We start from the raw sequence: 13828 nt of genomic DNA on the forward strand, positions 1-13828 counted from the left end.
ATCGCGGAGCGAAATTTAGATGAAAATTATATCAGGCCTATCGGGCACGACGGAATTTTAAAATACGGCTTCGGTCTGTCGGAATTAAATTTAGACGGCTAGAGCGGGGCAGTCACAGGCACGATGAAGAGCACTTTGCAAGCAAGATGGGAGTCGAATACATCGCTGCGATTGTGGTCTAGGATTTAGCGATTTAAATTATTAAGGTGGATGCCACGTATTGAGAACAGATGAAATTTCATAAAATTTTTAGGTTTTGCAAAGCTTTTTATGCGGACTATAAATAAAATTTACACGCACTTTTTGCGTTTTAAATTCTAACAAAACGGACTAAGACGCCTTTGGGTTAAACTATGATGCAGGATAAATTTTAGCGATATTGGAGAATGTGGGCTTAATGCTCGGTTGCGATCTTTACGTCGATGCTAAGCCGAAATAAGAATTTAGTGGTGCGGACCTGAAATTTGGCGCGGCGGTTTCGTATGTCGCTCGGCACTCGCACTGAAAGTGTCATAAAAAAGCTCGGATTCCAGTATAGCGGTTTTCATTACAGCTAGGTAAAGAAAAGATCCGAGCGGCGTATGTTTGAAACAGCGATATTCTACATGGGTTAAATGCCGATGAAAAGAGGAATTGCGCATAAATTCCAAGCGCCGCGGCTATCGCGCGTGCAATCACGGCAAAATTTCTATCGGCGTGCCGATTTTTACGTGCTCGAAAAGCTCGTCCATATCGTCATTGACGAGCGCTATGCAGCCCTCCGTCCAGTCGCCGAACGCCGCGATACTCTGCCCTAGATAGCTAAATTTATTCGGTAGCCCGTGGATTTTGATATCGCCGCCTGCGCTCTTGCCGAGGGATTTTGCGTGTGCTACGTCGGCTTTGTTCGGATAGGAGATGCCTAAATTTAGATGATACGCCGAGTTTGGATTTTTGCCGTTTATGGTGTAGTTGCCCTCCGGGGTTTTGCCGTCGCCTTGAACCTCTTTGTGTCCTTCAGGCTCGCGTCCTAGGGCAATTTTGTAGCTTTTCGCGACGCCTTTTGAGGTTAAAATTTCAAGAATTCGTTTGGATTTATAGACGCGGATTTTAGAGATTTGTTCGCCGCCCAATGCCTGCTTTAGCGAAATTTCGGAGTTGATCGTTTCGATATTTTTATAGCTAAGATAATTGTCCAATGCCCATGCCAAGCCCGCAGCTACGATAATAAGCGGAAGTAAAATTTTAAATTTCATAGAAGAAATTTCGGGAGTGATCCCGAAATTTTATTTGCTGATTAGCTCGATATAAGCCATCTCTGCGGCGTCGCCCTTGCGAAGGCGGGTTTTGATGATGCGAGTGTAGCCGCCGTTTACGCCTGCGTATTTTGGGGCAATCTCGGTGACCAGCTTATTTGTCGCAGCCTTATCCTGAAGCGCCGCAAAAACAAATCTATGCGCCTCGCTGTCGCCTTTTCGCGCGCGAGTGATTAGCTTCTCGGTATAGCTTCTTAGCTCTTTTGCTTTAGGAAGCGTAGTTTCGATCTTGCCGCTAGTAACTAAAGCGATGGTTAAATTTTTAAGCAGGGCGGCACGGTGAGATGAAGTGCGCCCTAGCTTCCTATATCCGTGATTATGTCTCATTTATTGTCCTTCATTCTTTTGTCTTTGAGCCTTCAGCTCGTCAAGCTTGCGTTTTAGCTGCTCTTTTTTATCGCCGAGCTCTTGGTTGCCGATAGGATAACCGATCTCCTCCATTACGGCTTTGATCTCCTCAAGCGATTTTTTGCCTAAATTTTTAAGGTCTTTAAGCTCGCTCTCCTCCATGATCGCAAGTTCGCCGATAAATCTAATATCCGCGCGATCCAGGCAGTTAAAGCTTCGTGCACTTAAGCTTAGATTGCTAACGCTCTCAAAAAGCTTTGCAAATTCGGAATTTGCGGGAATCGCTCTACCGAAAGTATCCGCAGCACTGATATTTACGATACCTTTGAAAACCGCTAGCTGCTGATACATCGCCTCAAGCGCGTTTTTAAACGCATCTATCGCGCTGATCTGACCGTCGGTAGTGATCGTAAAGACTACCTTTTCGTAGTCGGGATTGTCCTCTACAAATACGTTTTCGATGTCGTAAACAGCCTTAGTTACCGGGGTAAAAAACGCATCCAACGCGATGAAATCAGCGTCTAAATTTTCTCTGATCTCTTCGCTTGGGACGTAGCCGATACCCCTTTCGATGATAAGCGTAAATTTAAGATCGGCATCCTCGTTTATCGTAGCCAGATAAGCGCTTGGATTTACGATCTCTACGGCGTCGTTATTTAGATCGCTGCCGTAAATTTCTTTAGGCCCTTTAAAGCTGTATTCTACGACCTCGCGTAGGGAATCGCCCTTGATTTTAAATCTTAAGCCCTTTAAATTTATGATAAAAGCCGCCATATCCTCGAGCATACCGCGCATGCTGTCGAATTCGTGGCTTACGCCTTCGATTTTAACCGCGGTCGGCGCGAAACCGACCGTGCTCGTATAAAGTAACCTTCGTAAAGGATGAGCTAGAGTGACGGCATATCCCGTTTCAAAGGGATATGCTATGATTTTAGCAACATTTTCGCTGACATTCTCAACCTTTATTTCAGTTGGCATATGAGCTGATGTTGTGATTTTTCTCATATTAGCACCTACTATTTCGAGTAAAGCTCTACGATAAATCTTTCCTCTACAGGAATAACAACTTCTTCTCTCTCCGGAACTCTAGAAAAAATTCCGTATCTTTTCTCTTTTTCTACGTCGACCCACGCTACGATGCCGGTTTGTGCAGTAAGATCCAGCGCTCTTGCAATTTGCGGGTTATTTTTGCTCTTTTCAATCACTTCGATCTTTTGTCCTGCGCGAACGCTGTATGAAGGGATATCGACGCGCTTGCCGTCTACCAAGATATGTCCGTGCGTAACGAGCTGGCGCGCGAAGCGTCTAGTCGTAGCAAAGCCCATGCGGTAAACGACGTTATCTAGCCTCTGCTCTAAAAGCTGAACCAAGATCGCTCCGGTATTACCCTCTCTGCGAGCCGCTTCGGCAAATAGCCTACGGAACTGCTTCTCGCTTACGCCGTACATAAATTTAGCCTTTTGTTTCTCGCGAAGCTGTGAGCCGTATTCGCTTAGTTTAGCGCGTCTTTGTCCATGCTGACCCGGAGCGTAAGGGCGTTTTAAAAGTGCGCTCTTGCCCGCAAGTCTTCTCTCGCCTTTCATAAATAGATCGACGCCGAGCCTTCTTTCTAATTTTTCAACCGGTCCTGTATATCTAGCCATAAATTTCTCCTTTTATAATTACACGCGACGTCGTTTAGGCGGTCTGCAACCGTTGTGCGCAAGAGGAGTGATATCTTTTAAATATGTAACTTTAATCCCTTCTACGCTACCTACGCTTTTAACGGCGGTCTCGCGTCCGCTTCCCGGACCCTGAACCTTGACGCCTACCTCTTTAATGCCGTGCTCTTTGGCTTTGTTTAACGCGTCCTCGACGGCTTGCTGCGCCGCATAAGGGGTGGATTTTTTGCTGCCTTTAAAATTTAAAGCGCCCGCACTGCTCCACGCGATCGCGTTGCCCATCTCGTCCGTTACGGTAATCATAGTGTTGTTAAACGTAGCGGAGATGTAAACTATGCCTTTGGCGATATTTTTTCTGACGGTTTTTTTCTTAACTACTTTTTTTTGTGCCATATCTCAATCCTTATTTAGCTGCCGCGCCGACGGTTTTGCGTTTGCCTTTTCTGGTTCTAGCGTTCGTTTTTGTTTTTTGACCGCGAACAGGAAGGCCCTTTCTGTGTCTTAAGCCGCGATAGCCGCCCAAGTCCATAAGCGCTTTTATATCCATAGCCACTTGTTTGCGAAGATCGCCTTCGACCATATAGTGTTCTTGGATCTCTTTTCTGATAGCGGCGGCTTCATCTTCGCTCAGATCGGCGACTCTTTTATCGTAAGAAATTCCTGCCGCATCGAGAATTTTTCTCGACGTAAATAAACCTATACCGTAGATATAAGTTAGTCCGTATTCAATCCTTTTTTTCTTTGGTAGATCTACACCTGCGATACGAGCCATAACTTATCCTTGTCTTTGTTTATGTTTTGGATTTTCACAAATAACGTGAACAACACCTTTGCGCTTGACAATTTTACATTTGTCGCACATTTTCTTAACGGATGGACGAACTTTCATTCCACTCTCCTAAAATTTTCTCCACTTTAAATGCAAACTGCACCTAGGTTTAATGAAATTTCAAAAGCGAAAGTATCAAACCAACTGTTTTCAAAATAGTGGGGATTTTGAAAACACTTCTTCCTACAGTTTAGTCGCAAAATTGCGAGTATATCTAAATTTAACTTTATCCTTACTTATAGCGGTAGGTGATCCTGCCTTTATCGAGGCTGTAAGGGGTCAACTCAACTTTTACGCGATCGCCGGGCATTATCTTGATGTAGTGCATTCGCATCTTGCCCGCGATATGACATAAAATCACGTGTTTGTTGTCTAGCTCAACCTTAAAAGTCGCGTTCGGTAGCGCTTCTATGACGTTGCCGTCGATCTCTATGACGTCGTCTTTTGCCACAAATTCTCCTTTCTTTTAAATTTAAAAAGGGCGATTATATAAAATTTAAAATTTTAAACAGCTTAAAAGAAATTTAAAATAAGCAAAATTTCAGATTTATTTCGCTACGCGCGCACCGTTTTTGTTAAAGCGAGGCGGCGCTCTTTTTAAAATTTTAGTATAATGGCTCAAAAAATTTTAAAGGAAAAACATGAAATGGCAAGACGGCAGACGAAGCTCAAACGTGGAGGATGACCGCGCAAGCAGGATGCGCACGAGCTCCGGCTCGCTTGGGATGCTGATTCCGATCATCAGGTTTTTGCTCGGCTCAAAGATCGGGCGCATAGTGCTCGTAATCGGCGTGGTGGCGTATTTTATGGGCTACAACCCTTTGGCGCTTTTAGACGGAGGCGCTAGCACGCAGAGAGAGCCGACCGATAGCCCGCAGGAGAAAGAAAAGCTCGCCTTTGTCTCGGCAGTGCTAGCTCAAACCGAGGACGTTTGGGGCGAGATATTTAAAAGTGCGGGCGCGCGCTACGAGGAGCCCGGCTTGCGGCTTTTCCGCGATCAGATCGCAAGCGGCTGCGGCTTTGCAAGCGCGCAGACTGGACCTTTTTATTGTCCGAGAGACCATAAAATTTATCTCGATCTTGGCTTTTTCGACGAGCTTGCGAACAAATACAAAGCAGGCGGCGACTTCGCGCAGGCCTACGTCATCGCGCACGAAGTAGGGCATCACGTTCAAAATTTAGTCGGCACGCTAGAGCAGATCAATGCTCTAAAAAGGCGCGCTCGCAGCGAAGCCGAGCAAAACGCGCTTCAGGTCAAAGTCGAGCTGCAGGCAGACTGCTACGCGGGGGTCTGGGCGCACTATCTCGCAAAAGCTGGGCGCGTGCTGGAGGCGGGCGATATCGACGAGGCGCTAAATGCCGCCAGCGCGATCGGCGACGATACGCTGCAGCGCAAATTTAGCGGTCGCGTCGTGCCCGATTCTTTCACGCACGGCACCTCGGCACAGCGCAAAGAGTGGTTTAAAAAAGGCCTAGCGGGCGGAAACCTAAAAGCTTGCTCGTTCGAGCCGTAAAATGCATACTCCAAGTCCATAAATTCTGCCATCTAAAATCGCCGTCTCGCGTTTGAGCCGTGAGGCGCAGGCTAGATCAAAGGCGGCTTAAATTTTAAAATTTAACGCCGAGCTTGGAGGCGAAATTTTAAAATTTTAATGATCGGCGATTAAAAAGTTCGAACGGCGCGCTCGGCTAGCACGACGACGGCTTGTTTGAGCGCAGGATTGACTACGGCATTAAGAAACCAAAATAGATACGTTAAAATTTATGGAGGCAAAAATGAATAAAATAACCTGCATCTGCCTAGGCGTGCGAAGCATGCAAAGGGCGCTGAAATTTTATCGCGACGGACTAGGTTACGAGACGGATTGTAAAGACGACAACCCGCTGGTATACTTTTTTTAATACGCCTGGGACTAAATTTGAGCTCTACCCGCTAGACGCGCTGGCTCGAGATACCAGCGAAAACGATCCGCCGAGAGGAAGCGGATTTGCTGGCATCACGCTAGCATACAACGTAAAAAACAAAGAGGACGTAGCTAGCGTAATAGAGCTAGTAAAAGAGGCGGGCGGAACCATCGTCAAGGAGCCCCAAGATGCGTTTTGGGGCGGATATCACGCGTATTTTGCCGATCCGGACGGATACTACTGGGAGGTGGTTTGGGGGCTCGGTTTTAAATTTGACGAGGATGGGCTGCTCAAATTTTAGATCAAAATTTCTGCGGCTAAGGCTTGTTCAGCAGGGACGAAGTCTTTGGCCGAAGCGCGTAAAATTTAAAATCAAAATTTTATTGTAAATCATCGAGTGGGGCTTTTGCGGCTCGTATAATTTGCGGCGCCGTTTTTTTCGCGCTTTTCTCTAAACATCGAGCGAAATTTTACTCTCCGATATTATCCGCGGCGTAGATTTTGTGTGAGGCTAAAATTTACTCGCACCCCTGTCGCGCTGTTTTACTCGCGCTCGCAGTACCGCTTTACTCGTATCGTGCGCCACTACACAAAGCAAGAAAGCGGATATTTAGCGGCGCTTTTATCCGTGAGCGCGGCAAGGAATAGGGCGATAAACTCCTCGAAGCTTTGCGCGATGACCAGGGCATCCTCATAGATCGGTTCTGCGCCGAATACGATCTTGCCCGCGTCTGCGCCCTGCGTGAGAATGCCTGCGAAGCAGCGTTCGCCTCTGACTGAAAACAAAAACGGCAAGCACCCACTCCAAAACGCGCTCACGGCGGCTCTTTCCGCATCGTTAGCCGCGCACTCCAGGCTATCTTTTTCAAAATCTTCGTAGCAAAATTCCGCTTCGTCCGCGTTTGGCGACGCATAATCTCTAGCGGATACGAACCAAACGGCGTCCGCAGCGTTGCTCAAAATTTCAAAAGAGCAAACAAAGTGGTAAAAATCTTCGCTTAAATTTTTAAATCTGCCGCCTAAAAATTCGCTTTGCGGCGGGCAAATTTCATTTCTGCGCCGTATCTGCCAGCCGTTTTGCGCCAGCGCGTCTATAAGTTCGTCAAAAACCATCTCGCCTCCCGTAATTTGGCGCCGATTATAGCATTTTGCTCGGCGCAGCGGTTAAATGCGGCTAAATTTATAAAATTTTGCCTGCCCGCCGCGCATAAAAAGAGAAATTTTATGCGAAATTTTATAAATTCTGCTAAAAATAAAATAACGTTTCCAAATCGCCACTAAATTTGGGCTCGGCAGAAGGCGTAAGCCGCAGATGAAAAACGGGCGTATCGCTTAAGATGGACGTATCGCCGAGGGGAGCGGGCGCGCCGCTAAAATTTGCGCCTCGGTATCCGCCAAGAATTTCCAAGCGGTACCGACCGCGCTTTAGCTTAAAGCTTAAGCTGTTTTGCTCGCTAATGCGGCTCATATCTTTAAAATAGCCGATGCCGACGATCCTTAGCGTGCCCGAGGAGTGAAAAATCCAGCCGCGAGAGATGATTTTCGCTTCGTTTTGTGCGAATATCTCCTCGCTCGCCTCGCCCACGGTAACCGCAAAATCGTAATAATCGCTGCGGACGCCCGATATCGGCACTGCGATACCCTCTTCTGTAACCGCGCCCCCGTGCTCGGTCTGCGTAAAATAGGCAAGAACATCCCCGTTCGCAAGCCCGTGCTCATCCAGATAGCGTGCTAGCAGCGCGGGCTCGTACACCACGAAACCGCCCAGCTCAGAGAAAATTTGCCTTTTCATTCGCGCCTTTCTTTGATCGCCGCGCACGTCGTGCGCAGAAATTTTACGCTCATTTGTCCTCTTTGTATTTGTTTTGCAACGCGGACGGAATTTTATCACCGTGCTTGCATCAAGGATAAAATTTCATCCCTGCGATCGCGCCGCAAATAAAATTTAAACCCCCATTTCGCGCTCAAATTTTACAGCCCGCGGTTTTTGCCGTCCATGCCTTGGCACTTATCTACGAGCCAGCGCCCGTCCTTGCGCACGAGCAGGAAGCGGCGCGCAAAGCCGTGTTTGTCCTTGGCGTAGATGTAAATTTTATTTTTGCTCTCGCATTCGGCATCCGTTAGCTCGTACTCGCCGTAGGTGCCGCCCTCCGCCATCGAAAAGGAAATACCCTCGGGGCGGAAGCCGCTGCGCCTAACGGGCGTGCAGTAGCGCGCAAAGAGCTCGTCGCATCTGCGCTGCACCTCGCCGTCATCCGCGTCATCGATTCGCGAAGCGGCAAATTTCTCCCATTCACTCATCGCCGCGAAAAATTCTAAAAGCGCACTCCGCGCCGCCGCAGCGTCCTGCGGATCAAGCTTCTTTTTGCTCTTTGCGGCGTCTCTTTGCGCCTGCTCAAATTCCGCGATTTGCCCCTTGCTAAACTGCCCGCCGTCTAGATAAAACTGGATTTTCGTATCCGCTGCGGCTAGCAGCCCCGCAAAGCTCACGCATGAATTGACTAGGCGCAGCGATTTTAGCTTTGGGATTTGCACGATCGCTTTTAGCCCCTCGTCCGTGATGCTGACGTTTTCGATACCGATGTGTTCGAGCTTGGCGTGTTCTGCAAAGTATCTAAAGCCCTCGCCGCTTATCTTATCGCTATCTTGCAAAAATAGATACGCAAGCTTCGGTAGCGTTGCCAGATGCTCTAGTGCCGCATCCGTAATCGTCGTGGCTATAAAGCCCATATTTACGAGGCTTTTTACCTCGCAGATGCGGCGCACCATCTCATCGGTGAGTGCTACATTTTCGTAGTGATGGCCTTTGCAGTAGCGCTCGCTAACCGCGTCCAAAGCTTCCTGCATCGTGATCTGCCTCATCAGCTATCCTTTAAAATTTCATTTTAAAATTTTAGTGAAATTTTACGATTTACGCAAGCGCTTAAATTTACGCGCGGATTTGCACACTGCCGATGTGTTTTAAAGCGCCGCGCCGACGAGCGCTAAATTTCAGCCGCCGTCCACTCGCCTAAAATTTTACCAAAATCCTCTATCGTCGCGGCGAAATCATACTCAAGCTTGCTTTGCTTTTGCGCGATCTGCTTTAGCGCCGTCAAAAAATATTCGCCCATCTTTCGCTTTTGCTCCATGGGCGCTAGCTCGCTAAACTCGCGCTCGAAATGTATCAGTGCGCCCGTTTTGCCCGTGTCTTTTCTAAACGGCGAATACTCAAATCTATTTCGCAAAAAGTAGCCGCCCGCGCGCCTCTGCTCCTCGCTCATCATTTCGTGTATCAGCTCCCATGCGCGCTGCGAGCTTAGGCGCGGCTTATCGGGCGCGATGATGTAGTTTGTTTTGCAGCCGTCATCCGAGAAGCTAAATGCGCACGATAGCTTGATATAGTTGATCGCGCAGCCGTAAATTTTAGGGCGCATTTTAGCGTTAAGCGCCGGTTGTAGATCCGCAAAGAGGCTTTCTGTCACAGCGCGCGAGCTCTCGTAGCAGTTGCTAATAGCGCGCGTGATGCGGATGGGATTTTTGGCTATCCAGTTGCGCTGGCTGTTTAGCTTGAGGTCACAAATGTCCTCTTTTACGGGACGTGCGAGCGTTTTGCCCGCCGCATCCGGGCTTTCGTGAAAGAACGTATCGCCGTCTTGCATCGTAAGCCCCGTTTTGCGTTTCGACCACGTAGCTTCTACAAAGCGCGCCTCGCCGTGTGTATTTAAAAAATAGGTCATCGCATAGCTGTTGTAAAATTTCCCGCGCAGCGCCTCTAAGCTCTCGCGCTCGCCCCAGCCTACGATCGCTAGGCATTCGCAAATTTTAACGGCCCTGTTCCACTCGCTAGCGTTTTTATAAAAGGCGTAGCGGTCAAATTCGCCTAGCAGCCGCTCGCGAATTAAAATTCGATCCCAAGCGCGCAGAAAAATTTCTAGTTCGGCGAGGTTTTCTATTTCGTAAATTCGCTCTAAAATTTCGTTCATTATCGACCTTTAAATTTGCGTTTACAGCGTAAAATCGCCTTTGAGTTTTACGGCTCGCTTCAGGCGTGCTTTGCTCTAAATAAACTCGCGGTCGCCGCAAGGCAGAATTAGCTTTTTTCACGGCGACGCTTTTCTTCAATGCCGCTTTGTCCTTGCCTGCGCGCTAGCTCGTCAAGCAGGGCGTCCGGGTGGATATTGTGCGCCGCAAGTGCGAGCAGAAGGTGAAATAAAAGATCCGCTCCCTCGTAAATCACGTCGTATCGCGGCTCGCCCGCTCTGTGTTCGCCGAAGCCCTCGTGCGCGACGTCTACGTAAAGCTCGCTACGCGAGAGGTCCTTGCACGCCAGTGCGAACTCGCACGCCTCCTCGGCGATCTTTTTGAGATAGGCGTTTTCGCCCTTCGCGTAGAGCGAGGCGACGTAGGAGAGCGCAGGCTCACCGTTTAGCTTGCGATCCAAGCAGACGTGATAAATTTCGTCCAAAATGCCGTATGGGTTTTTTTCTGCGGAGCTTTCGAGCGCGGAATTTTGCGCGGCGGCGTCTAAATTTTGCTCGCTGCGCTCTGCGGCGGAATTTGTGAACACAGAATTCGTCGCAGCGGGGCTTTGCATTACAGAATTTTGCTTACCGCAGGAATCGGTAGAATTTTTGGGCGTTAAATTCTGCAAGCCGTTGCAGGAAGCGGAATTCTGCTCTGCGCGGGAATTTGCGGAATTTTTCTGCGCGAGAGTGGTTGCAGATCCGTACTCTGAGAAATTTCCCGTGCCGCAAGCGTTCGAACTATCGAAATTTTCGCCGCCTTTTTGTAGCGAAATCTCTTTGAAAAAACAGCTTCGCGAGCCCGTGTGGCAGGCGGATCCGCCGCACTGCTCGACTTTAAGTAGCAGCGCGTCGTTATCGCAGTCTAAAAACGCCTCTCGCACGAGCTGAACGTGCCCGCTGCTCTCGCCCTTTTTCCAGATACGCCCCTTGCTGCGCGAAAAGTAGTGCGCGTAGCCGGTGCTCAGTGTTAAATTTAATGCTTCTTCATTCATATACGCGAGCATCAAAACCGCGCCGTCACCCGCGTCCTGCACGATCGTGGGGAGCAGCCCGCCTAATTTTTGCCAATCTACCTTCATCTTTGATCCTTAGTTTACGAAGTCGCGCGCCTTAAATTTAGCCGCCGCACGCGGAATTTGAGTTATGAATTTACGAAGCGGCGAGCCTCGTAAATTTAAAGAGTAAACCTGGCGGCTAAATTTTAAGCGACCGCTAGGCTTAAGCTGCGACGAGTGTGAGTTTTGCTAATCGCGAGCAATCGCGCTCGTCGCTAATATTAACTTGCGAAATCGCGAGTTAAGTTTATGCGCCCGGAGCGGGCTTGCTTTAAATCTCGCTATTAAATTTAGTTCGCGAAATCGGGGCGTATAGTCCGCCTGAAATTTTAATTTTCCCGCTCGATGGCGCTTTGCTTTGCTTTATCTTTCGTATCGACCCAGATATTAGGCACCGCGCCGCCAGGAGTTAGGAAAATTTTCGCGTCGCTGTTTTCGCGCAACGCCTCGTTAAATTTAGCCTGCGTCTCGATCTGCTTGAGGCTTAAAAGATTTGCGTCCAAGCTCTTCGCGATCTCTTTGTTAGCGTAGGCTTGCGCGTCGGCTTCGATCTTAGCGGCATCGGCACGACCTTGAGCCTCGATTTTGACGGCGTCTGCGTTACCTTTGGCAAGAGCAGCCCTTTTAAGCGCCTCTTGATTTGCGCGCTCGACCTCGTATTTAGTGCGCTCAGCCTCTTGCTTGGCGATCTGCACGCGCTCGATCTGCTCTTTTACCTTCGCCGGCAAAATGATCTCGCGAAGCTGCACGGCTAGCAGATCTACGGGTAAATTCGGCAGTGCTTCGATATTTTTGCGGATGCCGTCGTCGATCGCTTTAGCGATCTCGTCGCGTTTGGTAGGCAGCTCTTCGGCGGCATAGTTTCCAATAACGCTACGCACGACGTCCTTTACGCGCGGATCGATGATCTTATCCTCCCACAAAAAGCCCCACTCGGCGATCGTGTTGGGCGCCGTGGCTTCATTGAGCCTGTATTGCACGGTGATGTCGATGCTGACGGGCAAATTTCGCGAGTCTAGCACCGAGAGCGAGTTTTTGCTGATGATACCGCCCGCGGTGCCGCTTTTAGTAGCGATACCCGCGCTCATATCTTCGCTGCTGGTGTAGTTGATGATACGTGTGCGAGTATCTACGACGAATACATCCTGTATGAACGGCACAAAAAAATGAAGTCCCGCGCCAAGAGGCGTCGGATCGTATTTGCCTAAATTTGACTTGATCCCCACCTCGCCGGATTGGATCGTGACGAAGGGTTTTGAGATCACTAGTAGCGCGATTATCGCGATAATTGCGTAAATCACGCCGCTAAACTTGCCCATTCCTCCAAAATTAGGAATTTTAAAATTTAAATTCCCGCCTTTTTTATCGCCATTTTTCTTATTAAAATAATCATTCAAATCCGCTGGCATGCGCGTCCTTATTTAACGTATGTGAGCCAGTGCTCAAATTTAGGGTCTTTGCCCGTGACCACCGCGAAATACGCCTTTTGCAAGCGGCTCGTGATCTCGCCCATCTCGCCCTTGCCGATGATCCTACCGTCTATGTTGCTAATCGGCGTGACCTCCGCGGCGGTGCCGGTGAAAAACGCCTCGTCCGCCGCATAGAGCTGATCGCGAGCGATACGCTCTCTGCGGACTTCGTAGCCCAAGCTGTGCGCGATTTCTATGACTGAGTTTTGAGTGATGCTCTCTAGGCTGGTGTCGTTAGGCGGAGTGATGATGACGCCCTCTTTTACGATAAATAGGCACTCGCCCGGCCCCTCCGCGACGAAGCCCTGCGGATCGAGCAGTATCGCCTCATCGTATCCCGCATCGACCGCTTCGAAATTTGCCATCTGCGAGTTGAAATAATTCGCGCTCGCTTTGGCTTTTGCCATCATCGAAAATTGCGCGGGCTTTATCCACGATGAAATTTTGGCTTTGATACCCTTGCGTAGAGCCTCTTCGCCCATATACGCGCCCCATTGCCACGCTGCGACGATGACGTTTACCGGGCAGTTCGTAGATGAAACACCCATCGAGCCGTAGCCGAAGTACGCTAGCGGGCGAATATAGACGGTCTGATCGAAGCGGTTTTTCGCGACGACGTCGATCTGGGCCTGACGAAGTTGCTCGAAGCTAAACGGAAGCTTGATTAGGCAGAGTTTTGCCGAAATTTCAAGACGGGCAGTGTGCTCATCCAAGCGGAAAATCGCGTAGCCTTTGTCGGTTTTATAGGCGCGCACGCCTTCAAATACGGCGTTTCCATAGTGCAAAGAGTGCGTCAAAACGTGAGTAGTGGCCTCTGCCCAAGGGATTAGCTTGCCGTCTTTCCAGATGAGCTCGGCCTCTTGAATTTGTGCCATTTTTTGATCCTTTTGTTTAAAATTTAATCTGCGATTTTAGCTAAAACAATATTAATTTCTAAGAAATTCTATCGGTTGGGCATCCGGTGCGGCAGGCGAAATTCCGTCCGCAAAATTTAAGGCGATTTGCACCGCTAAATTTTGCTTTTTAAAATTTAGCGGCGCGGAGTAAAGAGCTGCGAATTTCAGATTTCGTGCGGATAAAATTCCGCGCCGTTTGGCTAGCGCGTGAAATTTTATGCGGGCACGGAGGAAAAGGCACGGCGAGGATAGAATCCCATCCTCCGTATCTATGCAGCGGATAAAATTTTACCCGAGTAATAGTCGCGAATAAATTTTACGCTCGTGCCGTAGAATAAAATTTCACAGATAAAATTTCAAAAG

General features: G+C 48.8%; 16 protein-coding genes and 2 pseudogenes. 2 read left to right on the forward strand and 16 right to left on the reverse strand.

The window, feature by feature from the left end:
* Positions 1–674 precede the first annotated feature (674 nt).
* The 8 genes from Q0380_RS03805 to infA all read right to left on the reverse strand — a co-directional run bounded on the left by Q0380_RS03805 (position 675) and on the right by infA (position 4584).
* Positions 675–1235, reverse strand: coding sequence for a L,D-transpeptidase family protein (locus Q0380_RS03805; protein WP_298960339.1), 561 nt, complete (start codon positions 1233–1235; stop codon positions 675–677).
* Between the two features lie 30 nt (positions 1236–1265).
* Positions 1266–1622, reverse strand: a complete 357-nt coding sequence (rplQ, locus tag Q0380_RS03810; RefSeq protein WP_298960342.1) for a 50S ribosomal protein L17 — start codon at positions 1620–1622, stop codon at positions 1266–1268.
* On the reverse strand, positions 1623–2648 hold the full coding sequence (locus Q0380_RS03815; protein ID WP_298960345.1) for a DNA-directed RNA polymerase subunit alpha: 1026 nt from the start codon (positions 2646–2648) through the stop codon (positions 1623–1625). It abuts the gene before it with no gap.
* Between the two features lie 11 nt (positions 2649–2659).
* Positions 2660–3286, reverse strand: coding sequence for a 30S ribosomal protein S4 (gene rpsD, locus Q0380_RS03820; protein WP_298960348.1), 627 nt, complete (start codon positions 3284–3286; stop codon positions 2660–2662).
* Between the two features lie 18 nt (positions 3287–3304).
* On the reverse strand, positions 3305–3697 hold the full coding sequence (rpsK, locus tag Q0380_RS03825) for a 30S ribosomal protein S11 (RefSeq protein ID WP_298022270.1): 393 nt from the start codon (positions 3695–3697) through the stop codon (positions 3305–3307).
* 10 nt (positions 3698–3707) lie between these two features.
* Positions 3708–4076 (reverse strand): 30S ribosomal protein S13, encoded by a 369-nt coding sequence (gene rpsM / locus Q0380_RS03830; protein WP_005869856.1) that lies wholly within the window; start codon positions 4074–4076, stop codon positions 3708–3710.
* Positions 4077–4079: 3 nt separating this feature from the next.
* Positions 4080–4193: a 50S ribosomal protein L36 gene (gene rpmJ / locus Q0380_RS03835; RefSeq protein ID WP_005869855.1), complete on the reverse strand. Its 114-nt coding sequence runs from the start codon at positions 4191–4193 to the stop codon at positions 4080–4082.
* Between the two features lie 172 nt (positions 4194–4365).
* Positions 4366–4584: a translation initiation factor IF-1 gene (infA, locus tag Q0380_RS03840; protein WP_005869854.1), complete on the reverse strand. Its 219-nt coding sequence runs from the start codon at positions 4582–4584 to the stop codon at positions 4366–4368.
* Positions 4585–4774: 190 nt separating this feature from the next.
* Between infA and Q0380_RS03845 the strand changes: the two genes are divergently transcribed.
* Together Q0380_RS03845 and Q0380_RS10480 are read left to right on the forward strand one after the other, a co-directional pair.
* Entirely contained in the window at positions 4775–5647 is an 873-nt protein-coding gene (locus Q0380_RS03845) for a neutral zinc metallopeptidase (RefSeq protein WP_298960352.1), read from the forward strand.
* Between the two features lie 262 nt (positions 5648–5909).
* Positions 5910–6339: pseudogene (locus Q0380_RS10480) on the forward strand (VOC family protein).
* A 284-nt stretch (positions 6340–6623) separates the two neighbouring features.
* Here the strand turns inward: Q0380_RS10480 and Q0380_RS03860 are convergent.
* From Q0380_RS03860 to Q0380_RS03895, 8 genes and pseudogenes are all read right to left on the reverse strand, one after another.
* Positions 6624–7151: a hypothetical protein gene (locus tag Q0380_RS03860; protein WP_298960358.1), complete on the reverse strand. Its 528-nt coding sequence runs from the start codon at positions 7149–7151 to the stop codon at positions 6624–6626.
* A 133-nt stretch (positions 7152–7284) separates the two neighbouring features.
* Complete coding sequence (locus Q0380_RS03865) at positions 7285–7830, reverse strand: hypothetical protein (RefSeq protein WP_298960362.1); 546 nt, start codon at positions 7828–7830, stop codon at positions 7285–7287.
* A gap of 179 nt (positions 7831–8009) precedes the next feature.
* Entirely contained in the window at positions 8010–8900 is an 891-nt protein-coding gene (locus tag Q0380_RS03870) for an NTF2 fold immunity protein (protein WP_298960365.1), read from the reverse strand.
* A gap of 122 nt (positions 8901–9022) precedes the next feature.
* Entirely contained in the window at positions 9023–10003 is a 981-nt protein-coding gene (locus tag Q0380_RS03875) for a hypothetical protein (protein ID WP_298960368.1), read from the reverse strand.
* 107 nt (positions 10004–10110) lie between these two features.
* Positions 10111–10614: a phosphoribosyl-ATP diphosphatase gene (locus tag Q0380_RS03880; RefSeq protein WP_298960808.1), complete on the reverse strand. Its 504-nt coding sequence runs from the start codon at positions 10612–10614 to the stop codon at positions 10111–10113.
* Between the two features lie 195 nt (positions 10615–10809).
* Positions 10810–11124 (reverse strand): annotated as a pseudogene (gene hisI, locus Q0380_RS03885) (phosphoribosyl-AMP cyclohydrolase); the annotation flags it as partial.
* Positions 11125–11429: 305 nt separating this feature from the next.
* Positions 11430–12509 (reverse strand): SPFH domain-containing protein, encoded by a 1080-nt coding sequence (locus tag Q0380_RS03890; RefSeq protein ID WP_298960371.1) that lies wholly within the window; start codon positions 12507–12509, stop codon positions 11430–11432.
* A gap of 8 nt (positions 12510–12517) precedes the next feature.
* Positions 12518–13444: a branched-chain amino acid transaminase gene (locus Q0380_RS03895; protein ID WP_298960374.1), complete on the reverse strand. Its 927-nt coding sequence runs from the start codon at positions 13442–13444 to the stop codon at positions 12518–12520.
* Between the last annotated feature and the right edge of the window lie 384 nt (positions 13445–13828).

This window comes from uncultured Campylobacter sp. (genome assembly GCF_937959485.1).
In the GTDB taxonomy this organism is placed as follows: Bacteria; Campylobacterota; Campylobacteria; order Campylobacterales; family Campylobacteraceae; genus Campylobacter_B.

Excerpts from the sequence above, each read along its gene's own strand:
- Q0380_RS03815 (WP_298960345.1), bottom strand. The coding sequence starts at position 2,648 with ATGAGAAAAATCACAACATCAGCTCATATGCCAACTGAAATAAAGGTT.
- Q0380_RS03875 (WP_298960368.1), bottom strand. The coding sequence starts at position 10,003 with ATGAACGAAATTTTAGAGCGAATTTACGAAATAGAAAACCTCGCCGAA.
- Q0380_RS03845 (WP_298960352.1), top strand. The coding sequence starts at position 4,775 with ATGAAATGGCAAGACGGCAGACGAAGCTCAAACGTGGAGGATGACCGC.
- rpsM (WP_005869856.1), bottom strand. The coding sequence starts at position 4,076 with ATGGCTCGTATCGCAGGTGTAGATCTACCAAAGAAAAAAAGGATTGAA.
- rplQ (WP_298960342.1), bottom strand. The coding sequence starts at position 1,622 with ATGAGACATAATCACGGATATAGGAAGCTAGGGCGCACTTCATCTCAC.
- rpsD (WP_298960348.1), bottom strand. The coding sequence starts at position 3,286 with ATGGCTAGATATACAGGACCGGTTGAAAAATTAGAAAGAAGGCTCGGC.
- Q0380_RS03895 (WP_298960374.1), bottom strand. The coding sequence starts at position 13,444 with ATGGCACAAATTCAAGAGGCCGAGCTCATCTGGAAAGACGGCAAGCTA.
- Q0380_RS03880 (WP_298960808.1), bottom strand. The coding sequence starts at position 10,614 with ATGCAAAGCCCCGCTGCGACGAATTCTGTGTTCACAAATTCCGCCGCA.
- rpsK (WP_298022270.1), bottom strand. The coding sequence starts at position 3,697 with ATGGCACAAAAAAAAGTAGTTAAGAAAAAAACCGTCAGAAAAAATATC.
- Q0380_RS03860 (WP_298960358.1), bottom strand. The coding sequence starts at position 7,151 with ATGGTTTTTGACGAACTTATAGACGCGCTGGCGCAAAACGGCTGGCAG.
- Q0380_RS03890 (WP_298960371.1), bottom strand. The coding sequence starts at position 12,509 with ATGCCAGCGGATTTGAATGATTATTTTAATAAGAAAAATGGCGATAAA.
- Q0380_RS03865 (WP_298960362.1), bottom strand. The coding sequence starts at position 7,830 with ATGAAAAGGCAAATTTTCTCTGAGCTGGGCGGTTTCGTGGTGTACGAG.
- rpmJ (WP_005869855.1), bottom strand. The coding sequence starts at position 4,193 with ATGAAAGTTCGTCCATCCGTTAAGAAAATGTGCGACAAATGTAAAATT.
- Q0380_RS03870 (WP_298960365.1), bottom strand. The coding sequence starts at position 8,900 with ATGAGGCAGATCACGATGCAGGAAGCTTTGGACGCGGTTAGCGAGCGC.
- Q0380_RS03805 (WP_298960339.1), bottom strand. The coding sequence starts at position 1,235 with ATGAAATTTAAAATTTTACTTCCGCTTATTATCGTAGCTGCGGGCTTG.